The following is a 25055-nucleotide window of genomic DNA, read 5'->3' as shown; positions in this document are numbered from 1 at the left end:
GGCAGTCCACGTTCGGCGGGTCGGCCTGGACGAGGGTGCCGGACGGGCAGTATTACCTGCACCTGTTCGCTCCCGGGCAGCCCGACTTCAACTGGTGCGACGCTAGGGCGGTCCGCGCCGAGTCCGCGTCGTACGTGACTCGTCACTTGCACCTGCACCTGGCGTGCTACGCCCTACACCGAAAGCAGTACGGCTGGAGGGAGAGGCCGATCGCCTGCGGCGGCCCCGTAATTGGGTTGCGGATGGCCGCATGATCTTTTTATGTGGTCGGTGTGACCACGCCGACCGACTCGTACTTCGTCTGCGCCACCCCTCGCACCGGCAGCTCGCTCCTGCTCGGCCTGCTGGGGTCCACCGGCGTCGCGGGCCGGCCCGAGGCGTACTTCCGCGAGCCCGACGAGCCGATGTGGGCCGAACGGTGGAGGCTGCCGTCCGCCGCCGACTATGCGAGGTACGTCCAGGCGGCGCTCGCGGCGGGGCGGACGGCGAACGGCGTGTTCGGCGCGAAGCTCATGTGGGGCACCCTGGACCAGGTGGTCGCCAAGCTCGGCGCGGTCCACCCCGATCTCGCGGGCCGGGACGTGGCGCTGCTGGAGCGCGCCTTCGGCCGTACGAAGTTCGTGTACCTGCGCCGCGACGACGTCCTGGCGCAGGCGGTGTCGTGGCTGCGCGCCGAGCAGACCGGCGCCTGGTACGTCGGCAGCAACGGCGAGATCGATGACGCCACGAGGAGCGGACGGGAGCCCGGCTACGACGCGGACGGCATCCGGGCCCTGATCGAGCAGATCGGCGAGCACAACGCGGCCTGGGAGGAGTGGTTCGCGTCGCAGGGCGTGCGGCCGTACACCGTGCGGTACGAGGACCTCGACGCCGACCTGGCGGGCGTCACGCGCCGGATCCTCGGCTTCCTCGGGCTCGACCTGCCCGAAGGGCACACGATCGAGCCCCGGCACCGCCGCCAGTCCGACGGGCTCAACACCGCCTGGATCGAGCGCTACCGATTGGAATCGGACTGAGCCCCTGACGCGACGGCAACATGTCAGCCGCGTGCAGAAACTTTCTGGAAATTTAGCGTCGGGCCCCTGCCTCAATCTCTTGGTGACCTCGGCAAACGTCGCACTTTGCGCACCCCTTGACACGCCGAAACCTTGACCCTTAAGTTGCCGCAATATTAACGGGAATTTTTTGAAAGTTTCGGTGTCATGCCGGCGAGCAGCCGAAAGGGTGGCATGAGGGGCCAGGTACCAATCGACAAGTGGCGGGACACGCAACGGTCTCCCGCCGAGCGGGCCGAGGCGCTCATCCCGCTCATGACGCTGGAAGAGAAGATCGCCCAGCTCGTCGGCGTCTGGGTCGGCGCGGATGCCTCAGGGGGAGGCGTCGCCCCGCACCAGGCCGACATGACGGGCGTGGAGTGGAGCGACGTCATCGCCCATGGGCTCGGCCAGCTGACCCGTCCGTTCGGGACCGCGCCGGTCGATCCGGTCGCGGGCGCCCGCTCGCTGGCCGCGTCGCAGGCGCAGATCATGGCGGCGAGCAGGTTCGGGATCCCGGCCCAGGTCCACGAGGAGTGCCTGACCGGCTTCGCCGCCTGGCGCGCGACCGTGTACCCGGCGCCGCTGAGCTGGGGCGCGTCCTTCGACCCCGAGCTGGTCGAGGAGGTGGCCGGGCGGATCGGCCGGTCCATGCGGGCCGCCGGGATCCACCAGGGCCTGGCCCCGGTCCTCGACGTGACCCGCGACTACCGCTGGGGCCGCACCGAGGAGACCATCGGCGAGGACCCCTACCTGGTCGGCACGGTCGGGGCGGCCTACGTACGCGGGCTCGAGGGCGCCGGGATCGTCGCCACGCTGAAGCACTTCGCCGGCTACTCCGCCTCCCGGGGCGGCCGCAACCTCGCGCCTGCGCACATGGGGCGCAGGGAGCTGGCCGACGTGATCCTGCCGCCGTTCGAGATGGCCCTGCGCCTGGGCGGCCCCCGGTCGGTGATGCACTCGTACGCCGAGATCGACGGCCTGCCCGCGGCGGCCGACGAGGCCCTGCTGACCGGACTGCTGCGGGACGGGTGGGGATTCGCGGGCACGGTGGTCGCCGACTACTTCGGGATCCGGTTCCTGCAGAAGCTGCACGGCGTCGCGGCGGACGCGGCGCAGGCGGCCGGCCTGGCTCTGCGGGCCGGGGTCGACGTCGAGCTGCCCACGGTCGACACCTTCGGCGCCCCCTTGATCGAGGCGGTCAAGGCGGGGCAGGTCGACGAGGCGCTCATCGACCGCGCCCTGCGCCGGGTGCTGACGCAGAAGGCCGAGCTCGGCCTGCTCGACGAGGACTGGCGGCCGCTGCCCGGCGAGCCCGAGGACGTGCGCCTCGACGACGAGGAGAGCCGGGAGCTCGCCCTGCGCCTGGCGCGCGAGTCCGTCGTCCTGCTGCGCAACACCGGAGATGTCCTGCCGCTCGCCCCGGGCCGGCGGGTGGCTCTCGTGGGGCCGGTGGCCGACGACCCGATGGCGATGCTCGGCTGCTACGCCTTCCCCGCGCACGTGGGCCCCCATCCGGAGCTCGGGCTCGGGCTCGACATCCCGTCGCTGCGCGAGGCGCTCGGCACGCTGGTCCCCGACCTGACGTACGAGCCGGGCTGCGGCATCACCGGCGACGACACCTCCGGCATCGCGGCCGCCGTCGCCGCCGCCGAGCAGAGCGACGTGTGCGTGCTCGCCGTCGGCGACCGGGCGGGGCTGTTCGGGCGCGGTACCTCCGGCGAGGGGTGCGACGCCACCGACCTGCGCCTGCCTGGCGTGCAGTCCGAGCTGGTCAGGGCCGTGCTCGCGACCGGCACCCCGGTGGTCCTGGTGCTGCTGGCCGGGCGGCCGTACGCGCTCGGGCCGGAGTTCGACGCGGCCGCGGCCGTCGTCTTCGGCTTCTTCCCGGGCCAGCGCGGCGGCCAGGCGCTCGCGGAGGTGCTCACCGGCGCGGTGAACCCGTCCGGGCGCCTGCCGGTCAGCGTGCCGCGCGACGCCGGCGGCCTGCCCGCGACGTACCTGTCGCCGCCGCTCGGACGCCGGACCGAGGTGTCGTCGGTGGACACGACGCCCGCCTTCCCGTTCGGGCACGGGTTGAGCTACACCACCTTCGCGTGGGAGCCCCTCGACGCCGGCGCGGCCGACTGGCCGGTGGACGGCGAGGTCACCGTCGGAGTCACGGTCCGCAACACCGGGCCGCGCTCCGGCGCGGAGGTCGTGCAGCTGTACCTGCACGACCCGGTCGCGCAGACGACCAGGCCGGTGGTGCGGCTGGTCGGCTACGCCCGCGTCACGCTGGAGGCCGGTCAGGCCGCGCGCGTGTCGTTCACGGTCCCCGCCGACGCCGCCTCGTTCACCGGGGTACGCGGCCGGCGCATCGTCGAGCCCGGCGACGTCGAGCTGCGCTTCGGGCGCTCCAGCGGACAGGCGGAAGTGGTGGTGCCGCTGCGCCTGACCGGCGCCGAGCGCGAGGTCGGTCACGACAGGCACCTTCTGGCCACGGCTCACATAACGCGCGAGGGGGAGTGATGAGTACGACCCTGGACGATCCGCCGCAGGACGCGCGGCGGGCGCGGCCGGCGCCCAGCCGGCGTAGGCAGGCGAAACCGGGCTCGTGGCGGCACGCCATCCGTCGCGACTGGCAGCTGTACTCGCTGGCGATCCTGCCGCTGCTGTTCTTCGCGATCTTCCGGTACGCCCCGATGATCGGCAACGTGATCGCCTTCCGGAAGTTCGAGCCCGGCGGCAGCATCTTCGGCGAGTCCTGGGTGGGCCTGCGGTACGTGAAGATGTTCCTCAACGACCCGTCGTTCTGGAGCGTGTTCACCAACACGCTCGTCCTCGGCGCGCTGACCCTGCTGTTCTGCTTCCCGCTGCCGATCGCGCTGGCGCTGCTGCTCAACGAGGTACGCAGCCGGCGCGTCAAGCGGTTCCTGCAGTCGGTGTCCTACCTGCCGCACTTCCTGTCGATGGTCATCGTGGCCGCCATGGTCATGCAGATGCTGGCCATCGACGGGCCGATCAACCAGATCGTGAAGGCGTTGGGCGGGGAGGCCACCCCGTTCATCCAGAAGCCGGAGTGGTTCCGCACGATCTTCGTCTCGTCGGAGGTCTGGCAGACCGTCGGCTGGGGCACCATCCTCTACCTGGCCGCGCTGACGACCATCGACGAGCAGCTCTACGAGGCGGCCCGGATGGACGGCGCCGGCCGGTGGCGGCAGGTCTGGCACGTCACCCTGCCGGGCATCCGGCCCACGGCGATCACGCTGCTGATCCTCAACATCGGCACGTTCATGGCCACGGGCTTCGAGAAGGTCCTGCTGCTGTACAACCCGCTGACCTATCCGACCGCCGACGTCATCTCCACCTACCTGTACCGCATGGGCGTGGAGTCCAGCAGCATGAGCTACGCCGCCGCGATCGGCCTGTTCGAGGCGCTGATCGGCGTGGTGCTGATCCTGTCGGCCAACCTGATCTCCCGTCGCGCAGTTGGGACGAGCCTGTGGTGACGATCGACAAGAGCCGTGGCTACCGCGTCTTCCGAGGGATCAACGCCGTCATCCTGACCGGCGTCGTGATCGTGACGCTGTACCCCTTCATCAACATCATCGCCCGCTCGTTCAGCGAAGAGCGCTACATCGTCGCCGGGCAGGTCAACCTCATACCGCGCGGGTTCAACCTCACGACCTACAAGATCGTGGTGTCGGACCCGATGTTCTGGACGAACTACGGCAACACCGTGCTCTACACCGTCGTCGCCACGGCCATCGCCATGGTGCTGACGACGTGTTACGCGTACGTGCTGTCCAAGCCACACCTCAAGGGCCGCACGTTCCTGATCTGGGTCGCCGTCTTCACCATGATCTTCTCCGGCGGCCTGATCCCTCAGTACGTGCTGGTCAACAGCCTCGGGCTGACGAACTCCATCTGGGCCATCGTCCTGCCCAACGCCATCAGCGTCTTCAACCTGCTGGTCATGAAGGCGTTCTTCGAGGGACTGCCGCACGAGCTGGAGGAGGCCGCCGCCATCGACGGCCTCAACACCTACGGCGTCCTGTGGCGGGTCGTGCTGCCGCTGTCGAAGGCGGTCATCGCCACGATGGTGCTGTTCTACGCCGTCTCGTTCTGGAACTCGTGGTTCACCGCGTTCCTCTACCTGAGCAAGACGGAGTTGTTCCCGGTGACCATCTACCTGCGCAACCTCATCGCAGGGGCAACCGGAGCGGAGTCCGCCGGGGCCTCGCTGTCGGACGTGTCGCAGGCCGCGTCCAACATCCAGTCAGTGACGATCATGCTCACCGTCCTTCCCATCCTGGCGGTCTACCCCTTCGTGCAGAGGTACTTCGTCTCGGGCGTCATGCTCGGCGCGGTCAAGGGATAACCATTGTCCATCCGAAAGGAACCCCCCATGCAGCACATCTCCCGGCGCCAGGCACTCATCGGGCTGGGTGCGCTCACCTTCGCCGTCGCGGGCTGCGGCGAGGACGAGGCCCCGAAGAAGGCCGCCGACGTGTCGGCGAACAAGGCGGGCGCCATGGCGAACTACGGCGTCAACCAGCAGTTCAAGGCCACCGAGCCGGTCTCGTTCGACACGCTCTACAACAACCACCCGTTCTACCCGGACAAGAGCGACTGGCTGTTCTGGCAGGAGCTGACCAAGCGGACCAACGTGACGCTCAAGCCGGTGGAGGTGCCGCTCAGCGACTACGAGAAGAAGCGCGGCCTGCTGGTGGGCTCCGGCCAGGCCCCGCTCATCATCCCGAAGACCTACCACCCGGCCGAGGAGGCGTTCGTCTCCTCCGGCGCCATCCTGCCGGTCAGCGACTACTTCGACCTGATGCCCAACTTCAAGGACAAGGTCGCCAGGTGGAAGATGGAGCCGGAGCTGGACACGCTGCGCCAGGCCGACGGCCGCATCTACCTGCTGCCGGGTCTCCACGAGGAGATCTGGATCGACTACTCCCTGGCGGTGCGGACCGACATCCTGGAGAAGCACAAGCTGGAGATCCCGAAGACCTGGGACGATCTGTACACCGTGCTGAAGGCGCTGAAGAAGGAGTACCCGGACCTCTACCCGATGACCGACCGGTTCGGCGTCCCCACGCCCGGCGGCAACCTGTTCAAGCTCGTCGCCCAGGCCTACGGCGCCAAGGGCGGCTGGCAGTACCAGCACGCGACCTTCGACACCGCGAGCGGCAAGTTCGTCTACACCGGCGCGATGCCGCAGTACAAGCAGATGCTGGAGTACCTGGCCAAGCTGGTGAAGGAGAAGCTGCTCGACCCGGAGAGCTTCACCCAGCAGGACGAGCAGGCCAAGCAGAAGTTCAACTCCGGCAAGTCGTTCGTGATCAGCGCGAACGCGCAGTCGATCGTCAACGACTACCGGCCGTCGCTGACCAAGCTCGTCCCTGGCGCGAAGGTCGCCAAGATCCCGGTGCCCATCGGCCCTGTCGGCGAGTACAAGATCGACACCCGGCTCGAGAACGGCATCATGATCTCCAAGAAGGCGCTGGAGAACAAGAACTTCGTCGCCATGATGCAGTTCATCGACTGGCTCTGGTACTCCGACGCGGGCGAGGAGTTCGCCAAGTGGGGCGTCGAGGGCACGACGTACACCAAGGACGGCTCCGGCAACTACAAGCTGGCCAAGGACGTCGACTTCGTCGGCCTCAACCCCGGGGCGCCCAAGCACCTGCAGAAGGACTTCGGCTTCTCCAACGGCGTCTTCGCCTACGGCGGCACCACCAAGCTGCTCAACTCCACCTTCTCCGAGGAGGAGGTGGCGTTCCAGAACGTGATGAACACGCGCAAGCCGTACCCGATCGAGCCGCCGCACCCGTTCACCGACGAGGAGCGCGAGCAGGCCACGCTCTGGGAGACGCCGCTGAAGGACTACGTCACCCAGCAGACGCTCAAGTTCGTCCTCGGCGAGCGCGACCTCAGCGAATGGGACGCCTACGTCAAGGAGCTGGAGGCCAAGAACACGACCTCCTACATCAACCTCGTCAACACCGCCTACGAGCGGTTCAAGAAGGACCACGGCTGATGCGGGTGCCCTCGGAGGCCTCGGGGCGGCTGTCCGACGCCTGGCGCTTCTGCGTCGGCACCGGCCGCTTCGAGCTGGCGCTGCGCCGCGACTACCAGGATTCGCTGGCGCTGATCCAGCGGGAGATCGGCTTCCGGCACATCCGGGGGCACGGGCTGCTCAGCGACGGGGTGGGCGTCCACCAGCCGTACGAGTACGCGGGCGCGCGGCACGTGCGCCACTCGTTCACGTACGTGGACCAGGTGATCGACGCCTACCTCGAGCTCGGGATCGAGCCCTTCGTCGAGCTCGGCTTCATGCCCTCGGGGCTGGCCTCCGGCGACCAGACCGTGTTCTGGTGGCACGGCAACGTCACCCCGCCGAGCTCCTGGCGGGAGTGGGCCGACCTGGTCAGGGCCACCGTCGCGCACCTGGTCGACCGGTACGGGCTCGACCGGGTGCGCACCTGGCCGATCGAGGTGTGGAACGAGCCCAACCTCAAGGACTTCTGGCAGGACGCCGACCAGGAGGCCTACCACCGCCTGTACGAGGTGACCGCGCACGCCGTCAAGGAGGTGGACGCCGCGCTCCAGGTCGGCGGCCCGGCCATCTCGCCCGGCTCCGACGAGTTCCTGGTGCGCTTCGCCGACTTCGTGGTCGAGCGGTCGCTGCCGATCGACTTCGTCAGCCGGCACGCGTACACCTCCGGCCCGGCCCAGCACGTGCCGTTCGGCGTGCACCAGACGCTGACGCCCGCGTCGGGGCTGCTCGAGCAGTTCGCCACGCCGCGGCGCCAGCTCCGGGGCGGTCCGCTGGAGGGGCTGCCCGTGCACATCACGGAGTTCAACTCCTCCTACCGGCCGGACAACCCCGTCCATGACACGGCCTTCCACGCCGCCTACCTGGCGCCTGTGCTGGCAGCCGGGGGAGAGCTGGCCGACTCCTTCTCCTACTGGACCTTCAGCGACATGTTCGAGGAGCAGGGGGTGCCGACCTCGATCTTCCACGGCGGCTTCGGCCTGCTCACCCACCGCCAGATCAAGAAGCCCACCTATCACCTGTACGCCTTCATGGCGCGGATGGGCGACCAGCTCCTGGCGCGCGGGGACGACCACCTGGTCACCAGGGACTCCACCGGCCGGGTCACCGTGCTGGCCTGGGCGCCCGTGGACGTGACCGGCGCTCCTGCGGTGGACGGGCACACCGTGCGGCTGTCCGTCCCGGTCGGGGACGTCGTCTCGGCGTTCGAGCTGCGCTCGTCGGTGAGCGAGGAGAAGGGCAACGCCTGGGCGGCCTGGTGTGAGATGGGCCGCCCGCGGTCCCCGCGGCCGAGAGAGATCGACGTGCTGCGGGAGGCGGCCGAGCCGGTCCGCAGCCACCGGAGCCTGCCGGTCGCGGGCGGGTACGCGGACCTGGATCTCACGCTCGGCCGCCACGAGGTTACGCTGGTCGAGCTCACGCCGGTGGTGGACGAGACGCCGCCGTGGTGGGACGACAGGCGGCTGCTCGGGCTGAGCCGCCCGGACTGAGCCGCCCGCACTGAGAGGAGAGCCGATGAGCGAGGTGACGGCTGCTCGGCCGGAGAGCGGGGGACCGGCGCGCGAGGTGACGGCTGCTCGGCCGGAGAGCGGAGGACCGGCGCGCGAGCGGCGGTTCGGCCAGGGGCCGCTTTCGCGCGCCGCCACGCTGATCTACAGCCTGCTGGTGGTCGAGGGCATGTTCCTGCTCGCGAGCGCGCCCGGCCTGCTCGCGCTCACTCTGCTCGGCGGCGACGCGAGCAACGTGCCGCTGGTGGCCGCCTGCGCGCTGCCGATCGGCCCCGCGCTGTCCGCCGCCCTCTACGCGCTGCGCCACCGCAGCAGGGACATGGCCGACCTCCATCCGGCGGCGGCGTTCTGGCGCGGCTACAAGGCCAACGTGCGCGGGGCGCTGAAGGTCTGGGTGCCCTGGCTGGCGGGGCTGGCCGTCGTCGGGACGAACCTGGCGAACTTCGCCATCGCCGGCGTTCCCGGCTGGTGGGCGGCGCTGCTCCTGCTCGTCGCGGTGGCGGCACTGCTGTGGGTGGCCAACGCCCTGGTGATCACGTCGCTGTTCGAGTTCCGGGCGGTGGACGTGGCGCGGCTGGCCTCGTACTTCCTCATGCGCCACCCGAAGGCGACCTTCGGCAACGCGTCCCTGCTGGTCGTGGCGGGCGGGCTCACGGTGGTCGGCACCGAGCTGGTGCCGGCGCTGCTGGCCTCGGCGTTCGCGGCGGCGCTCCTGTGGAACAGCCGCCCGATGATCGCCGAGGTCAGGGAGCGCTTCACCGCCTAGGGGATGTGCCGTCCGTGCGCGTCGGGCACGCCTGATTTGCGGAAGAAATAGGCGTTGATCTGGTCGCGCCACTCCTCGGCGCAGCGGAGCTGCTCGTCGAGGAGTTCGCGCACTCTGGCGTGCACGTCGGGGGCCACCGCGCCGGCGACCTTCTCCCAGAGCAGCCGCGTCTCGGCGACTTCCTCGGCGCCCGCGAAGTGGGTGTCGTAGATGTGCTGGATCACCGTCGAACCGCTCTGCAGCACGTGCCCGTACGGGACGTGGTGGAAGAAGAGCAGCAGCTCGTCGGGGCAGCGCTCGAGCGACTCGTAGATGTCCGACCAGGGCTCCGGGTACTGGCCGGTAAAGCCGGTGCCGGTGGCGCGCGTGCGGTCCACGCCCACGCCGTCGCGGTCGGCGAAGTGGTACGTGCCCCACGGCGTGTACTCGTACCCGTCCACGTCGGGGCCGTAGTGGTGGCCTGGGCGCACCATGAACCCGACGCCGAGCGGCGCGGTGTAGCGCTCGTACGTGCGCCACGAGCCGTCCATCATGGCGTGCAGGGTGCGCCGCAGCGGCTCGCCGGGCCGCGCGAACGTGAGGTCCGTCCACTCGTCGAGGATGGCGGCCGGGTCGAGGGCCGGGTCCCAGGCGAGGCGGCCGAACGCGTACAGGTTGGCCTGCGCGAGCGGGTGGCCGGTCCAGTAGCGGTCGTCGCCCACGTTGGAGACCGCGACCAGGTCGCCCGCCTCGGCGACGTCCTCGAACCCGAGGACCTCGCTCCACATCGGGGCCAGGTAGCAGACGTGCCGCTGCTGGCCGGTGTACTCCTGCGTCACCTGCAGCTCCACCGCCAGGTGGGTCCCCTGCATCTGCAGGATCACCGGGGAGACCGGCTCGCGCGGCTGGAAGTCCATGGGGCCGTGCTTGACCTGAAGGATCGCGTTGTCCAGGAACCGGCCGTCGAGCGGGGCGAAGTGGTCGTAGGCCGCGCGGGCGCGGTCGGTCGAGCGGTCGCGCCAGTCCTGCCGGTGGTTGTAGACGAAGGCGCGCCAGTGGACGACTCCGCCGAAGGGGGCCAGGGCGTCGGCGAGCATGTTGGCGCCGTCGGCGTGGGTGCGCCCGTACGCGAACGGGCCCGGCTGCCCCTCCGAGTCAGCTTTCACGACATATCCGCCGAAGTCGGGAATTGTCGCGTAGACCTGCTCCGTGGTCTCCGCCCACCATCTGCGGACGTCCGCGTCGAGCGGGTCCGCGGTGGACAGGCCGCCCAGCGCGATGGGGGAGGCGAAGTTGACGGACAGGTGCACGCGGATCCCGTACGGGCGGAACGCGGCCGCGATGGCGGCCACCTCGCCGAGCCGGTCGGTCAGCAGGTGGGCCTCGGTGGCGTGCACGTTCACGTTGTTGATCGCGACCGCGTTGATCCCGCACGCGGCCAGCAGGCGCGCGTAGGCCCGCACCCTGGTCAGGTCCGCGCGCAGCGCGCCGTCCGCCCAGAAGATCGACCCGCCCGCGTAGCCGCGCTCGACCTGGCCCATCACCGGGTGCACGTCGATGTTGTCCCAGTGGTCGAGCATGCGCCGCCGCATAGCGGGCCGGTGGTGCTCGACCGGCCGCTCGCCCTCGAAGGCCGCCTCGCCCAGCCGTACGACGTGGAAGAACCCGTAGAGCAGCCCGGCGGGATCGCCGCCGGCCACGGTCGTGACGCCGTCCCGCCGCGAGATCGCGTACCCGTCCTCGCCCTCGGCCTCGGACAGGGTCAGCACGAGGTCGGCCGGTCCCGCCTCCGTGAGGCTCCCGCCGGCCTGCGCGACCTCCTGCCGCACGGTCTCGGCGAGCGGCCCGTACGCGCGTACGATCGTGCGGCGCGAACCGATCGCCCTGAACGCCTCGGGCGGCAGCCACGCCGGATGGACGTCGGTCAGTTCGGGAATGCTCACGGGGCTCCTTCGATACGGCACCGAGGGATGAATTTACCGAAACGGCCCCCGCCGCGAGCGGTCAGGGGGCCGCATCCGTCAGGCGCCGCGGGGTGCCGACAAGGTGGCGGAGATCTTGGCCACGCGGCCGAGCGGGTCGAACTCGACGAGCGCCTCGAAGCCGGGTCCCGCGAGGGTGAGCTGATCGGCGTCCTGCCCGGGAACGACACCGAGGCCGCGGCGCACGGCGTAGCTGTGCACGGCGCGCCGGTGGTCCGTCAGCAGCGGCAGGGTGAGCGCCTGCTGCAGGACGCGCATGAGGCGGGCGGGCTCCGGCGGCGGCAGCTGGAAGTCGGGGTGCTCGATGAGGAACGCGGCCCGGGTGCCGCCGCCCGCGTCGCCGTTGTAGGCGCTCCAGCGGCCGGTCACGGCCTTGGCGGCCTCGGTGAGGATCGCCGCGGCGAAGTGCGGCTCGGCCGGGGAGCCGGGCAGCGCGCCGAACGGGACCTCGGCGGAGGCGAGCTCCGCGATGCCGTACTGCTGCCCGAAGTCCCGCAGCGTCGCGGAGAGCGCCGTCAGCGCCTCGGGGAAGCCGGACGGATTCGCCCAGGCCCACAGCCACGAGTCCGGCCCCGGGGCGGCGGTGCCGAGCAGGTGGAAGCGGGTGCAGGTGATCGTGCGGCTCCCCGTGAACTCGAAGCGCTGCTCCCGCAGGTCGACGCTCCAGTCGTGCTCGCCGAGCACCTCCTCGAGGTGGAGCTGGTGCTCGAGCGAGAGGATCGCCGCGTCGTCAAGGAGGTTGGCGAGGGTGAGTGGTTCCGGCATCCGGGCAGATTAAGGGGTTCGCGGGGATGCGTCTAATCGGGTGGCCGCCCGCCCCCGGGGCGGGCGGCCGACCTTTCAGCGGACTCTCACCTGCGAGGCCGCCGTGCCCGCGCCGGACGCCTCCCAGCCCGCCACCACCGTCGGGTGGGCGGCCAGGGCGCGGGTCAGCGGCACGGTCACGGTCGTGGTGCCCTTGCGGGAGACCGTGACGACGCGGCTGCCCGCCGTCCCCTGGTCATCCCGGACGAACACGTGCGCCTTGCCTGCCGCGTTCGCCCGCACCGTCACCTTCACCCCGTTCTGCCCGGCCGTGGCGGAGGTGACCCAGCCGCTCTCCGACTCCTTCGCCGCGGGGCCGCCCGCGAGCGGCACGTGCACCCGTACCGCCTGCTCCAGCGACTGCGGCGAGTCCAGGCTGGACAGGGCCGTGTCCGGGATCACCGGGTCGGGGACGGGCCGGTCGGCGGGCGGCTGGTAGCCGGCCAGCGTGGCGAGGCCCCACCGGTACGGGTCGCCCTGCACGCCGCCCCACGTGGACCAGCCGATCCGGGTCTGGCCGGTCTTGTCCTGGGTGTCGGAGTCGTAGACCAGGATGTTCAGGCCCAGATGGGCGGGGTCGACGGAGCCCGGCAGCAGCGCCATCGGGATGGACATCTCCACGGTGTAGCCGCCGGAGGCGACCTTCGAGGCCACCCGCATGCCCGGCGCGGTCTGCTCGCCCGGCCCCTGCCGGTTGTCGGCGTCCCGCTCGAAGCACGGCGGCCCTTCGGCCGTCACGGGCAGCACCGCGGCCTTGAACGTGGTCGAGGTGTTCTCGGACGTGCCGCGCGGGTCGAACGTGACCTCGACCGAGTCGGTACGCCAGTGCCGCTTGCAGTCGGCGGCGGCCAGCCGCGTGCCGAGCACGTCGTCCTTCACCTGGACCAGCAGGTAGAGGGTGTCGTCGCGCCAGGCGAGCTTGGCCGTGCCCGAGCAGTCAGCGGCCGACGAGCACGCGGTGCCCTCCCACAGGCGCGAGATGTCGAGCGCGGCACCGGGGTACTCGCCGTCGCCCGCCACGCCGTCCACGGTGGGCGACGCCTGCGGAACGGAGGTCTTCGGGACCAGCTCCAGCGCCGGCCTGCTCGCGACCGCGCCGTCCACGCTGATGGTGTACGCGTAGTCGCCGCCCTCGTTGGAGGTCTTCAGTGAGGGGTCGGAGTTGGTGACGGTGAACGGCACCGTCGTCGAGGCCCCGGCGGCCAGCTCGGTGTAGGAAGCCTCCACGCGGTCCGCGGTGAACCCGGCGGGCAGCTCGACGCGTACGGTGCCGGACTTGGCGGTGTCGCTGACATTGGTCACCACGACGCCGACCTGCCGGGAGCCGCCCGAGGGCAGCGTGAGCACGGGCGTGACGGTGCCGCGCAGCTGCGGCACGCCGACCTCGGCCGTCCACTTCTCGAACTGGGCGACCTGGGGGAGCAGCTGCTGCGTGGCCCGCACGGCGGGGCTGAGCTCGACCTGGCGGTCGGTGTACCCGCCGCCGTGCTCGGTGGTCAGCGTGGCCGAGACGCGGGCCCGTCCGGTGCCCTGGCCGGGCGTCACCGTGAACGTCGCCGACCCCGCGCGTCCCGCGGCGAGCCGGCCCAGCTCTCCGGAGCCGCTGACCTGCCAGCCCTCGGGGACGCCCAGCTTCACCGACGACCGGCCCAGCGGTTCGCGGGCGGGCGCGGTCGCGGTGACCTTGACGGTGAACGGTGTTCCAGGCCGGACGTCGAACGTGCTGGTGCTCAGGCCGAACGACGTGCCGAGCGGGACCGTCCCGGACGCCCTGGTCAGAGCCCCGTCGAGGATCGCCGTGGGCGCCGAGGCCGCCGCGCTGCCGGGCACGGGGAACGGCACCCGGGAGTCCACCTGCGTGAAGAAGTCGCAGCCGAGCTGGCCCGGGTCCGTCGGCACGTCGGCGAAGCCGGCCCACCCCTGGGAGGCGTACATGCGCTGCGCCTCGCGCTCGACGGCCGCCCACGTCTTGCCCTGGCTCTGGGAGGGCCGCCCGCCCCACACGCCGTACACGTTCTGGGCGGGGTTGACGGGACGGAAGGTCGAGGCGCAGGACGGGCCGGTCTGCGAGGTGCCGCGACCGCCGCCGAGCAGCAGCCGGGCGGCCGCGAACGGCTTCAGCCCCTCACGCGTGATCTGCTCGGGGAACGCCTTGGGATCGGCCGCCGCGTAGAACGCCTGCACGGCCAGCCGCGCCGCCTGCTGGTGGTTGCCGTGGTTGCCGGGAGAGGGGGCCGGGTCCATGGTCAGGATCACCTCCGGCCGGGTCTGCCGGACCACCCACACGACCTTCTCCAGGGTGTCGGCGCCCCAGATCTGGTCGGTCAGCGGGGCGCTCACCGTGTAGTAGAAGTCGACGTCGTCGAGGTTGAACACCTCGCGCACGCCCGCCTTGCCGACCGCCGACCGCTCCTCGGCCTCGCGCAGCAGGCCCAGCGCCGGACCCTCCTCGGGCCCGACCGCGTTGCCGCCGCCCTCGCCCCGGGTGACGGTGACGACGCCGGTGCGGACGTCGTGGTCCTCCTTCCACTGGCCGAGCGTGGACAGGCTGAACGCCTCGTCGTCGGGGTGCGCGCCGACGAACAGCGCGTCGAGGTCCACGGGCGGATCGGCGGAGGCCGCGGACGGTACGGCGGGTAAGACGGCCAGCGCGACCGTGGCGGCCAGCACCAGCGACAGGCGTTTACGCATGGGACCTCCGGAAGGACGGCTACTCGCGGACTGCCCCCTGGAGCAGACCGCGGACGAAGTGGCGCTGAAGGAACAGGTAAAAGATCACCACCGGGGTCGCGACGATGACGGACCCGGCGGCGAGCAGGGTGAAGCCGGAGGTGTACTGGCCCTGGAAGAAGGCCAGGCCCAGCGGCGCCGTCCGCAGCGACTCGCTGGTCACCATGATCAGCGGGATGAGGAACTCGTTCCACGTCCACATGAAGACCAGCACGGTCAGCGTGACGACGGCGGGCCGGGCCGGCGGCACCAGCACCTGCCACAGGATGCGCCAGGTCGAGGCGCCGTCGATGCGGGCGGCCTCCACGATCGCGCGGCTGGAGGCCCGGAAGTACGCCCGCATCCAGAACGTGCCGAACGCCACCGACAGCGCCACCTGCGGCAGCGCCACCGACCAGAACGTGTCGATCAGCCCGAGCGAGCGCAGGTCGAAGTAGAGCGGCACCGCGATGGCCTCGCTCGGCATCATGATCCCGAGCATGAACAGGTAGAACAGCACCGACTGGCCGCGGAAGCGCATGGTGCCGAACGCGTACCCGCTCATGATCGACAGCACCACGCTCACGACCACGACGAACGACGACACCGCCAGGCTGCTGCGCAGGTACGTGCCGAAGTGGCCGATCTGCCACGCCGCCGTGAAGTTGCCCAGCCCGGACGTGCCGCCGCTGTCGGCGGGGCCGAGCGCGGCGGACAGGATGGTCACGATGGGGAAGAGCGCGAACGCGGCGAACACCGACAGGATGACGTAGTTGGCCACCCGCTCACCGCGCGAGATCACGAGACCCTCCTGTCCGCGAACCGGTTGATCCCGAACGAGATCACGAAGATGACGACGGTGAGCGTGACGCCGATGGCGGCCGCCGAGCCGATCTGGCTGAGCCCGAAGGCCCGGTGGTAGACCTCGTACGACGGCACCGACGTCGAGTCGCCAGGCCCGCCGCGCGTGGTGATGTACACCAGGTCGAATGTGCGCAGCGCGGCGATCACCGTCAGCGTCAGCGCGACGGCGATCTCCCCGCGCACCGACGGCAGCGTGACCGCGAAGAACTCCCTGACCGCGCCCGCGCCGTCCAGCCGCGCGGCCTCGTACAGGTCGCCGGGGATGCGGCTCATCCCGGCCAGCAGCAGCACGGTCACCAGCCCGGTCTCGAACCACGTGCCGACCACCCCGACCGCGGGCAGCGCGAACGTGTAGTCGCCCAGCCAGCCCCGCGTGAGCGAGTCGAGCCCGATCGCGCCGAGCAGCGCGTTCAGCGTGCCGTCGGGCGCGTAGACGCGCCGCCAGGCCACGGCCACCACGACCATGGCCACCACCTGCGGCAGGAACACGACCGTGCGGAAGAACCCGAGCCCGCGCACCTTGGCGTGGTTGAGTATCGCGGCCAGCCCCAGCCCGATGACCAGCGGCCCGGCCGCGTAGAACACGATCAGCACGAGCGCGTGGCCGAACGCCGCCCGCAGCCCCTCGTCGGCGACGATCGCGACGTAGTTGTCCAGGCCGACCCAGCGGCCGAGCGACAGCCCGTCCCAGTCGTACAGCGACAGCTGCACCGCGCGCCCGATCGGGTAGAGCAGGAAGACCGCGTAGACGACGAACGCCGGAAGCAGGTAGAGGTAGGCGACGCGGCGCGGCTCCCCGGGAGGCCGGCCCCCGGTCATCGGTCGGGTCACCCGTTGCTCTCGGCGAACGTCTTGTAGTCCTTCTCCAGCGTGGCCAGGAACTCCTGCGGGCTCTGCTTCTTGGCCAGCAGGTCCTGCAGCGCCGCGCCCAGCGTGTCGGCGAACGTCGGCGTCGCGTAGTCGAGGTACGGCACCAGCCCGTCCTTGGCCGTCACCGTGCCGAACGCGGTGAAGACGTCCTGCTGCGGCCCCGCCGGGACGCTCTGCTGCGCCGTGTCGGCGACGGGCAGGTTGCCGGTGGTGGTCAGCACCTTCATCGCGTCGGCGTTGGTGATGAAGTCGATGTACGCCGCCGCCGCGTCAGGGTGGGGGCTCTTGGCCGTGATCGCGAACGGCAGCCCGGTCCCGCCGGTCGCGACGGGCGGCGCGTCGGCCGTGGCGCCAGGCGGCAGCATGAAGCCCAGGTCCTTGCCCAAGGACTTCTGCAGGTCGGCGAGCAACCAGGTGCCCGCGATCAGGAAGACGCCCTGGCCCTTGCCGAACGCCTGCCACGCCGGGTCGTAGCCCTGGCCGTTGAAGCCCTTGTTGAAGTAGCCCTTGTCGACCCAGCCGACGATCTCCTCGGCGGCCTTGGTGTTCTCGGGCGTGTTCCACGAGGCGCCCTTGCGGCCGAAGGCGAGCGTGCCGATCTGGTCCTTCGGGACGCCACGGCTCTGCACGGTGCCGAACACGTGGATGGCCGGCCACTTGTCGAGGTTGCCCAGCTGCATCGGCACCTCACCGGCCGTCTTGGCCTTGGCCAGTGCGGCCTCGAACTCGGCCCACGTCTTCGGCGGCTGCAGGCCGAGCTTGGTCAGCTTGGCCTTGTTGTAGTAGACGCCGACGACCTCGCCGACCTGCGGCAGGCCGTACAGGTTGCCCTCGCCGAACACCTTGCCGTCGGGGCTGTAGCTCGCATAGCGCAGCACGGACTGCGGGTAGCGCTTCTTCCAGCCGTACGCCTCGGCGTAGGCGTCGAGCGGGCGGAGTTGCCCGGCCTTGACGAAGGCGCCCATCGAGGAGCGTCCGTTGTTGGCCTCCACGACGTCGGGCGGCTCGTTGCCGCTCAACGCCAGGCGCAGGGTCGTGTTGAGGTCGTCGAAGGAGCGGCTCACCCGGTTGAGCTTGATGTTGGGGTATTTCGCCTGGAAGGCGTCGTTGAGCTGCTTCATCTGGGCGGCCTGGCCGCCGCGTACCTCCTGGTCCCAGACCGTGAGCGTGACGTTGCCGAGGCTCGGCGCGTCGGTGCGCACCGACGAAGCGGGGGTGGCCGCTGGACTGGGCGGGGCCGAGGAGCCCGGAGCGCACGCGGCGAGGGTGAGGGAGCCGGCGGCGAGCACGGCGAGCGCTCGGAGCGGGGGGTTCATGGTGTTACTCCTTCTGCGCAGGCACGCCAGGCGTGCCGGGGTCCTCGTCCTCGGGCCGGTTCGGCCGCGTCCCGGGGAGCTGGAGGCCGACGTCGGCGTACCGGGCGATGGTGGCGGCGGCACGGCGCACGGCGCCCACCGGCTCGACGGGCACCAGCTTGTCGAGGAAGGCGTAGCGGCGGGCCAGCGAGCTGCCGTAGGCGCCGCTGTGGTCGGCCGAGTCGCGCACCTCGTGCCACCAGTCGGCGATGTCGCCCCAGCCCGGCGCGGCCAGCGAGCCGCCGAACTGCTGCACCGCCAGCGCCGCGCAGAGCTGCGCGAACGCCAGCCGGTCGGAGAGCGGCCAGCGGCACAGCGTGCCGAGCACGAAACCCGCGCCGAAGACGTCGCCCGCGCCGGTCGGGTCGAGCGCCGTCACCCGTGGCGCGGGCACGAACGCCTCCTCGCCCGTCGCCGAGTCGATGGCCATGGCGCCGTTGGCCCCGTCGGTCACCACCGCGACGGGCACCTTGTCGGCGATCGTGTAGAGGGCGTCGCGCGGGGTGTCGGCGCCGGTGTAGGCCATCGCCTCGACCGCGTTGGGCATGAACGCGTGACAGAGGGCGAGCTGGTCCAGCAGGGACCGCGACCACGCGCCCGAGGGGTCCCAGCCCACGTCGGCGAAGATGAGGGCGCCGTCGCGGCGGGCCAGCTCGGCCCAGTTGACCGGACTGTCGGGGGAGTCGAGCGGCTCCTCGGTGGACAGCGGCACGATCACCGCCTTGGAGCGGGGCGGCTTGCCGATCATCTCGGAGGCCGCCATGGGCGCCGGGTGGCCGTGCGTCACCATGCTCCGGTCGCGGTCGACCGCCATGGAGACCGTCACCGGCGAATGCCAGTGCTCGAAACGCCGCGACCTGGACAGGTCGACCGACTCCTGCTCCTCCAGCGTCCGCCAGCAGAAGTCGCCGTAGTCGTCGTCACCGAACGCGGCCGCCAGCGAGGTGCGCAGCCCCAGCCGGCTGGTCGCGATGGCGAGGTTGGCGATGCCGCCGGGGCACGAGCCCATGCCCTCCGCCCAGATCTCGGTGCCGGCCGCGGGCATCGCGGGCAGACCGGTGAAGATGATGTCGAGAAAGACCGTGCCCGCCAGGAAGACATCGAACTGCGGCCCCTCAGGGGTGCGCTCGTCGGCGAGAGGGTCGTAGGCCTGCATGGACACGGGAATGAATCCTCCTCGACACATATCGAGCTGTGGGAAATCTTGCACGTTTGCTCGCGCACTTCAAGTCTCTCCTGGGAGTTTTTGGTCAAAGGTGCATGTTCCTGCGCGAATCTGACTGATACACTCGCGCCGTGCTTCAGCGCCTCAGGCATGCGGAGATCATGCGCCGGGTCCGACTCTCAGGCGCCACCAGCGTTCGCGATCTCGCCAGCCAGCTCGGCGTGAGCCCGTCCACCATCCGCAGGGACCTCGAGGTGCTCGACCGCGACGGCACGCTGCGGCGCGTCCGCGGCGGGGCCTTGGCAAGCGTTGACACCGACACCGACGCCGACCGGCCGTTCGCCGAGGTGGCGGCCGTGGACGAGCAGGACAAGGAGGCGGTCGCGGTCCGCGCCGCCGAGCTCGTGAGCGACGGCGAGGTGGTCCTGCTCGACATCGGCACGACGACCATGCGCCTGGCCCGGCGGCTGCGCGGGCGCCGCGTCACCGTGGTCACCTCCAGCCTCGCCGTGCTCGACGTGCTGCGCTCCGACCCCGAGATCGAGCTGCTGCTGCTCGGCGGCATGGTGCGCCGGCCGTACCACTCGCTGGTCGGGGTGCTGACCGAGGCGGCGCTCAGCCAGGTGGTCGCCGACCGCGTGTTCCTGGGCGTCAGCGGCGTGCGGCCGGACGGGCAGCTTGTGGACACCACGCTGGCCGAGGTGCCGCTGAAGCGGGCCATGATCGCGGCGGCGGGGCAGGTGGTGCTCCTGGTCGACCGGCACAAATTTCCCGGCACCGGCGCCCTGAGGGTGTGCGGTCCCGAGGACATCGACGTGATCGTGACGAACGAGGGCGCCGACGAGGCGACGCTGCGCAACTGCGCGACCGCCGGCGCCGAGGTCCTGCTGGCGTGAAGGGATTCCGATGAGACTGGCCGTTCTCGGGGGCGGCGGCTTCCGTGTGCCGCTCGTGTACGGCGCGCTCCTGCGCGACACCGCCAAGCCGCGTGTGGAGCAGGTGGTGCTGTACGACGTGTCGCAGGACCGGCTCGAGGCCATCCGCCACGTGCTGCGCCGGCTCGCCGCCGGGCACGACGAGCCACCGGAGATCCAGATCACCACCGACCTGGACACCGCGCTGCGCGACGCCACGTTCGTCTTCTCCGCCATCAGGGTCGGCGGCCTGGCCGGCCGCACGGCCGACGAGCGGGTCGCGCTGGACCTGGGGCTGCTCGGCCAGGAGACGACCGGTCCCGGCGGCATCTCGTACGGCCTGCGCACCATTCCCGTCGCGATGCGCGTGGCCGAACGGGTGGCCGCGCTCGCGCCCCAGGCGTGGGTCATCAACTTCACCAACCCCGCGGGCATGATCACCGAGGCCATGCGGCACGTGCTCGGCGACCGCGTGATCGGCATCTGCGACTCGCCGATCGGGCTGATCAGGCGGGCCGCCGCCGCCCTCGGGCTGGACCCGGCGCGCGTGTCGCCCGACTACGTGGGGCTCAACCACCTCGGCTGGCTGCGCGGCCTCGCCCACGACGGGAGCGACGTGCTGCCGGGGCTGCTCGCGGACGACGCCGCGCTGCGGCAGGTGGAGGAGGCGCGCATCTTCGGCGCCGACTGGGTGCGCACGCTGGGCGCGCTGCCCAACGAGTACCTGTACTACTACTACTTCACCCGGGAGTCGGTGGCCGCGATCTCCGGGCAGACGCGCGGGGAGTCCCTGGTGCGGCAGCAGGACGACTTCTACGCGGCCGTGCGGGCGCGGCCCGGCGACGCGCTCACCGAGTGGGTCAGGACGCGCCGGCTGCGCGACGAGTCGTACATGGCCGAGGCCCGCGACGCCACCGAGGCCGGTGAGCGCGACGCCGCCGACCTGGAGGCGGGCGGGTACGAGGGCATCGCGCTGGCTCTCATGGCCGCCATCGCCCGCGGCGAGCCCACTTCCATGATCCTCAACGTGCGCAACGGCGCCGCGGTGCCCGGCCTGCCCGCGGACGCGGTCGTCGAGATCCCGTGCGCGGTGGACGGCTCGGGCGTCCGTGCCCTGGCCACCCGGCCCTTGCCGGGCCGCTTCCTGGGCCTGATGCAGCAGGTCAAGGCGGTGGAGCAGACCGCCATCGAGGCCGCCATGACCGGCTCGGCCCGCCTGGCGGTCGAGGCGTTCGCCCTGCATCCCCTGGTCGACTCGGTGACGACGGCCCGCCGGCTGCTGGACGGCTACCGGGCCCGCATCCCTGAGCTCGCCGCCGTCATCCCCGGTTCCTCCGACAGACCGTGACCGGCGGGTCCGTGGCCCGGGAGGGAAGTTCCCGCGCGCCGGCCGTGTTGCTGGGAACGTGGAGAACCGTTTCGCGGACGTCGATGTCATCAAGCGGATGCTGCACGAGGCACACACCTGGGCCTTCGTGGGGCTGAGCGACAACCCGGAGCGTACGGCCTACGACCAGGCGCGGCTGCTCCAGGCGAGAGGTAAGCGGATCATCCCCGTTCATCCCGCCGCCGAGACCGTGCTGGGCGAGACCGGATACCCGTCACTGGCCGAGGTGCCGGAGAAGGTGGACGTCGTCGCCGTTTACCGGCGCTCCGAGCTCGCGGGGCAGTCCGTTGACGAGGCGATCGCGATCGGGGCCGGGGCGATCTGGCTCCCGCTCGGCGTCATCGACGAGGCCGCGGGCCGGCGTGCCCTGGACGCCGGCCTCGACGTCGTCATGGACCGCTGCCCCGGCGTCGAATGGGCGTTGCGCAGAAGCCTTTAGGACTCCCAAGTTCAGCACCAGTGCTCTCCAAGCCGTCATCCCTGGCTTCGTCACCAGACACACCTGGAGACACCGCGAGCGAGGCGACTGGCACATGACCATCTACCGCGAAGAGGCGCTGCGCCGGTACGCCGACCCCGCCGCCCGGGAGAGTGAACCGCTGGTCATCCGGCGAGTGTGGTTCGTGCTGCTCTGGGCCCTGGTCGTGCTCCTCGCCGCCGGGGGCGGTCTCGCGCTCGTCGTGGCGTCGGGGATCTCGTCATGAGCAAGCACGGCATGCTCGCGCAGGTCGTGCTCGCGTCGCTGCTGCTGCAGGTGCTCGGCCCGGTGCTGCCAATGTTCTCCCAGGTGCTGCCCTACCGCTACTTCGCGCTGCGCGGCACGGGAGACCTGGTCACCAGGGTGCGGCATCGCGCTCGGCCTGGTGGGCGACGCGCTCAGTGGGCGTGTCGCACGGCGAGGGGTGGGGCCGTGCGACGTGCGACGGTCGGTGGTGGGCCGGGCGGCGGGTGGGCGGGCGGTCGACGGGTGGCGCCGGGACGCGGGGCCGGGGCGCGTCGCCGGTGACCGGGTCAGCGGGCCGCGCCGAGGCGGTGGGCCAGGCGGTCGAGGGAGAGGTTGATCAGGATGAAGATGGCCGCGATGAGGATGGCCGCCGGGATGACGTTGGAGAAGTTGGCCGCGATCCCGTTCAGCCCCCGATCCACCAGCTCGTCGTAGCCCACGATGAGCCCCAGCGCCGAGTCCTTCAGCAGCACCACGAACTGGCTGACGATGGCGGGCATCATGGCGCGGAACGCCTGGGGCAGCAGGATGAGCCGCATGACCTGCCCCTTGCGCATGCCGACCGCGTAAGCCGCCTCCGCCTGGCCCCGGGGCAGGCTCTGCACCCCGGCCCGGATGATCTCAGCGATCACCGAGCCGTTGTAGAGGGTCAGGCCGAAGACGACGGCGGCGAAGGCCGAGATGTTCACGCCGATGAGCACGTACGAGCCGAAGAACGCGAAGAAGATCAGCAGCAGCAGCGGGACGGACCGGAAGAACTCCACCACCGCGGCCGCGGGCACCCGGATCCACCGGTGCTCGGACAGGCGGCCGGTGGCGAACACGAGCCCGAACAGTCCCGCCAGGATCACCCCCGCCACGGCCGCGCCCAGCGTCCCGGCCAGGCCCGGCAGGATGAACGTGGCCCAGACGTCGCCGCGCAGCAGCGGCGTCCACTTCTCGGCCGTCCACTGGTCCTTGGCGTCGAACCGCACATAGACCACGTACGCCAGCGCCAGCAGCACGAGCGCGACGCCGCCCGCCAGCAGCCGGTTGCGCCGGATGCCGCGCGGCCCCGGCCTCTCATAGAGGTTCGCGTAACTCATGCCATGATCTCCAAGGTGCTCATCGGGCCACCGCCATCCGCCGCGACAGCCAGCCGAACAGCAGTCCCATCGGCAGGCACAGCAGCACGAATCCGGCCGCGAAGCCGAGGAAGATCTCGATGACCTGGTCCCCGTACGTCTCGATCATCTCCCGCATCCGCACGGACGCCTCGCTCACGCCGACCACGAGCGCGATCGTGGTGTTCTTCGTCAGCGCGATGAGGATGCTGCCCAGCGGCGCCACCACGGCGCGGAACGCCTGCGGCAGCGTGATCAGCCGCAGGGTCTGGACGAAGCCCAGCCCCAGCGACCGGGCCGCCTCCGCCTGCCCGACCGGCACCGTGTTGAGCCCGGACCGCAGCGCCTCGCAGACGAACGCCGAGGTGTAGGCGGTCAGGCCGATGACGGCGAGCCAGTAGTTGTTGGTCGCGATGTCGTCCGACAGCTCGACCCCGAGGTTCGCCCCGACGCCGAGGCCGGTGAACAGCAGCACCAGGGTGAGCGGGGTGTTGCGGGCCACGGTCACGTAGCAGTTCGCGGCGGCGCGCAGGGAGGCCAGCGGGGCCACCCGCATGGCGGCCAGCAACGTCCCCAGCACCAGGGAGCCGAGCGCGCTGACCGCCGTCAGCCGTATCGTCATCCAGAACGCGGCGAGGATCGTGTCGCGTTCGGTCAGCAGTGCTTCCATGCGATCAGTACCGCTCGAGCTGGGGGGCCTGCGGGAGGGCGAAGCCGGAGGCGCCGACGCTGGCCTGCAGCGCCTTCGTCCAGCTGCCGTCGGAGAACATCTTCTCCAGCGCGTCGTTGACCGCCTTGCGCCCGTTCGTGTCGTCCTTCTTCAGCCCGATGCCGTACTTCTCGGTGCTGAACGGCTTGCCGACCACCTTGAGCTTGCCCGCGTGCTGCGCGGCGTAGCCGGCGAGGATGACGTTGTCGGTGGTGATGGCGTCGAGCTGGCCGCCGAGTACGCGGTCGACGCAGGCCGAGTACGTGCGCTCCTCCTGCAGCTGCACCTCCTTGGCGTACTCCGACTTGACCTTCTGCGCCGGGGTGGAGCCGGCGACGGAGCAGAGCTTCTTGCCGTTCAGCGTCTCCGGCCCGGTCAGCGCCGCCTCGTCGGCCCGGACGAGCAGGTCCTGCCCGGCCACGAAGTACGGCCCGGCGAAGGAGACCTTCTGCTTCCTGGCGTCCGTGATCGAGTAGGTGGCCACCACCATGTCCACCTGGCCCTGCTCGAGGAAGGCCTCCCGGTTGGCGGACACCGTCTCCTTGAACGTGATGTCCTTGGCCTCGACACCGAGCTGCTTGGCCACGTACTTGGCGACCTCGACGTCGAAGCCGGCGAAGGTGCCGTCGGGCGTGCGCAGCCCCAGGCCCGGCTGGTCGGCCTTGACGCCGATCACCAGCTTCTTGTCGTTCTTGGCCTTGTCCACGACGGAGGCGTAGCTGTCCTGGCCGCCGCCGCAGGCCGTGGCGGCGGTGGCGAGCGCGATCACCGTGAAGGTCGCGTAAAGGGATCGGCCGAACATGTTGGCTCCTTAGTGGGTGAGGATCTTGGCGAGGAAGGACTGGGCGCGTTCGCTGTTCGGGGAGCCGAAGAACGCGTCGGGGGTGTTCTGCTCGACGATCTCGCCGTCGGCCATGAAGACGACCCGGTCGGCCGCGCGCCGGGCGAAGCCCATCTCGTGGGTGACGACGACCATGGTCATGCCCTCGCGGGCGAGCGAGGTCATGACGTCGAGCACCTCGTTGACCATCTCCGGGTCGACCCCTCCCTCGGCACCTGATCATTTCACGCACCGACCCGGAAGCGAATTCGCCGCGTCCACAGCGGAACTCGGCTATCAGCGAATTCGTTTCCTG

22 protein-coding genes and 2 pseudogenes are annotated in these 25055 nt (G+C 70.9%); 13 read left to right on the top strand and 11 right to left on the bottom strand.

Translation table 11 applies throughout. The features are described from left to right. The 8 genes and pseudogenes from AB0J64_RS51965 to AB0J64_RS51930 all read left to right on the top strand — a co-directional run. Positions 1-95: pseudogene (locus tag AB0J64_RS51965) on the top strand (alpha-amylase family glycosyl hydrolase); the annotation flags it as partial. Between the two features lie 177 nt (positions 96-272). Next, the gene (locus tag AB0J64_RS51960) at positions 273-1016 is read left to right on the top strand and encodes a Stf0 family sulfotransferase (protein WP_364045098.1); all 744 of its coding nucleotides are present in this window, start codon (positions 273-275) and stop codon (positions 1014-1016) included. 213 nt (positions 1017-1229) lie between these two features. After that, positions 1230-3545, top strand: coding sequence for a glycoside hydrolase family 3 N-terminal domain-containing protein (locus tag AB0J64_RS51955; RefSeq protein WP_364045096.1), 2316 nt, complete (start codon positions 1230-1232; stop codon positions 3543-3545). Then, a complete protein-coding gene (locus AB0J64_RS51950; RefSeq protein ID WP_364045094.1) occupies positions 3545-4525 on the top strand; it encodes an ABC transporter permease subunit in 981 nt (326 codons plus the stop codon). Before AB0J64_RS51955 ends, AB0J64_RS51950 begins: the two co-directional genes overlap by 1 nt. Beyond that, positions 4522-5397, top strand: coding sequence for a carbohydrate ABC transporter permease (locus AB0J64_RS51945; protein WP_364045092.1), 876 nt, complete (start codon positions 4522-4524; stop codon positions 5395-5397). The genes AB0J64_RS51950 and AB0J64_RS51945 overlap by 4 nt, the downstream gene beginning before the upstream one ends. Before the next feature lie 27 nt (positions 5398-5424). Beyond that, positions 5425-7062, top strand: a complete 1638-nt coding sequence (locus tag AB0J64_RS51940; RefSeq protein WP_364045090.1) for an extracellular solute-binding protein — start codon at positions 5425-5427, stop codon at positions 7060-7062. Continuing rightward, positions 7062-8570: a hypothetical protein gene (locus tag AB0J64_RS51935; RefSeq protein WP_364045088.1), complete on the top strand. Its 1509-nt coding sequence runs from the start codon at positions 7062-7064 to the stop codon at positions 8568-8570. Before AB0J64_RS51940 ends, AB0J64_RS51935 begins: the two co-directional genes overlap by 1 nt. A gap of 25 nt (positions 8571-8595) precedes the next feature. After that, a complete protein-coding gene (locus AB0J64_RS51930) occupies positions 8596-9354 on the top strand; it encodes a hypothetical protein (RefSeq protein WP_364045086.1) in 759 nt (252 codons plus the stop codon). On the opposite strand, the gene AB0J64_RS51925 is transcribed toward AB0J64_RS51930, so the two are convergent. The 7 genes from AB0J64_RS51925 to AB0J64_RS51895 form a co-directional block, all read right to left on the bottom strand. After that, complete coding sequence (locus AB0J64_RS51925) at positions 9351-11276, bottom strand: alpha-glucuronidase (protein WP_364045084.1); 1926 nt, start codon at positions 11274-11276, stop codon at positions 9351-9353. The two genes, AB0J64_RS51930 and AB0J64_RS51925, sit on opposite strands and share 4 nt — an antisense overlap. Before the next feature lie 78 nt (positions 11277-11354). Further along, entirely contained in the window at positions 11355-12080 is a 726-nt protein-coding gene (locus tag AB0J64_RS51920; RefSeq protein ID WP_364045082.1) for a DUF6882 domain-containing protein, read from the bottom strand. Positions 12081-12155: 75 nt separating this feature from the next. After that, complete coding sequence (locus tag AB0J64_RS51915; protein ID WP_364045080.1) at positions 12156-14810, bottom strand: sugar-binding protein; 2655 nt, start codon at positions 14808-14810, stop codon at positions 12156-12158. 19 nt (positions 14811-14829) lie between these two features. Continuing rightward, positions 14830-15630 (bottom strand): carbohydrate ABC transporter permease, encoded by an 801-nt coding sequence (locus AB0J64_RS51910; RefSeq protein ID WP_344984300.1) that lies wholly within the window; start codon positions 15628-15630, stop codon positions 14830-14832. Continuing rightward, complete coding sequence (locus tag AB0J64_RS51905) at positions 15627-16523, bottom strand: sugar ABC transporter permease (RefSeq protein WP_364045078.1); 897 nt, start codon at positions 16521-16523, stop codon at positions 15627-15629. The genes AB0J64_RS51910 and AB0J64_RS51905 overlap by 4 nt, the downstream gene beginning before the upstream one ends. Further along, a complete protein-coding gene (locus AB0J64_RS51900; RefSeq protein ID WP_364045076.1) occupies positions 16520-17878 on the bottom strand; it encodes an extracellular solute-binding protein in 1359 nt (452 codons plus the stop codon). Before AB0J64_RS51900 ends, AB0J64_RS51905 begins: the two co-directional genes overlap by 4 nt. Positions 17879-17882: 4 nt before the next feature. Next, positions 17883-19073 carry a carbohydrate kinase family protein gene (locus AB0J64_RS51895; RefSeq protein WP_364045100.1) on the bottom strand — a complete coding sequence of 397 codons (1191 nt, stop codon included), beginning with the start codon at positions 19071-19073 and terminating at the stop codon, positions 17883-17885. A gap of 140 nt (positions 19074-19213) precedes the next feature. On the opposite strand from AB0J64_RS51895, the gene AB0J64_RS51890 reads away from it, so the two are divergent. The 5 genes from AB0J64_RS51890 to AB0J64_RS51870 all read left to right on the top strand — a co-directional run bounded on the left by AB0J64_RS51890 (position 19214) and on the right by AB0J64_RS51870 (position 22389). After that, positions 19214-19978, top strand: coding sequence for a DeoR/GlpR family DNA-binding transcription regulator (locus AB0J64_RS51890; RefSeq protein ID WP_364045074.1), 765 nt, complete (start codon positions 19214-19216; stop codon positions 19976-19978). Between the two features lie 10 nt (positions 19979-19988). Continuing rightward, positions 19989-21344 (top strand): 6-phospho-beta-glucosidase, encoded by a 1356-nt coding sequence (locus AB0J64_RS51885; RefSeq protein WP_364045072.1) that lies wholly within the window; start codon positions 19989-19991, stop codon positions 21342-21344. A 58-nt stretch (positions 21345-21402) separates the two neighbouring features. Continuing rightward, positions 21403-21822, top strand: coding sequence for a CoA-binding protein (locus tag AB0J64_RS51880; RefSeq protein ID WP_364045070.1), 420 nt, complete (start codon positions 21403-21405; stop codon positions 21820-21822). A 94-nt stretch (positions 21823-21916) separates the two neighbouring features. Next, positions 21917-22087 (top strand): hypothetical protein, encoded by a 171-nt coding sequence (locus tag AB0J64_RS51875; RefSeq protein ID WP_364045067.1) that lies wholly within the window; start codon positions 21917-21919, stop codon positions 22085-22087. Further along, on the top strand, positions 22084-22389 hold the full coding sequence (locus AB0J64_RS51870) for a hypothetical protein (protein ID WP_364045064.1): 306 nt from the start codon (positions 22084-22086) through the stop codon (positions 22387-22389). The genes AB0J64_RS51875 and AB0J64_RS51870 overlap by 4 nt, the downstream gene beginning before the upstream one ends. Before the next feature lie 5 nt (positions 22390-22394). On the opposite strand, the gene AB0J64_RS51865 is transcribed toward AB0J64_RS51870, so the two are convergent. The 4 genes and pseudogenes from AB0J64_RS51865 to AB0J64_RS51850 all read right to left on the bottom strand — a co-directional run. Continuing rightward, on the bottom strand, positions 22395-23192 hold the full coding sequence (locus tag AB0J64_RS51865) for an amino acid ABC transporter permease (protein WP_364045061.1): 798 nt from the start codon (positions 23190-23192) through the stop codon (positions 22395-22397). A 19-nt stretch (positions 23193-23211) separates the two neighbouring features. Further along, positions 23212-23880: an amino acid ABC transporter permease gene (locus AB0J64_RS51860; RefSeq protein WP_344984283.1), complete on the bottom strand. Its 669-nt coding sequence runs from the start codon at positions 23878-23880 to the stop codon at positions 23212-23214. A gap of 4 nt (positions 23881-23884) precedes the next feature. Next, positions 23885-24721 (bottom strand): glutamate ABC transporter substrate-binding protein, encoded by an 837-nt coding sequence (locus AB0J64_RS51855; RefSeq protein ID WP_364045057.1) that lies wholly within the window; start codon positions 24719-24721, stop codon positions 23885-23887. Positions 24722-24730: 9 nt separating this feature from the next. Beyond that, positions 24731-24961, bottom strand: a pseudogene (locus AB0J64_RS51850) (amino acid ABC transporter ATP-binding protein); the annotation flags it as partial. Positions 24962-25055: the final 94 nt, after the last annotated feature.

This window comes from Nonomuraea sp. NPDC049695 (genome assembly GCF_040674955.1).
Lineage (GTDB): Bacteria > Actinomycetota > Actinomycetes > Streptosporangiales > Streptosporangiaceae > Nonomuraea > Nonomuraea helvata.
The sequence above is the reverse complement of the archived record's forward strand: the minus strand, read 5'-3'. Positions and strand labels throughout refer to the sequence as shown.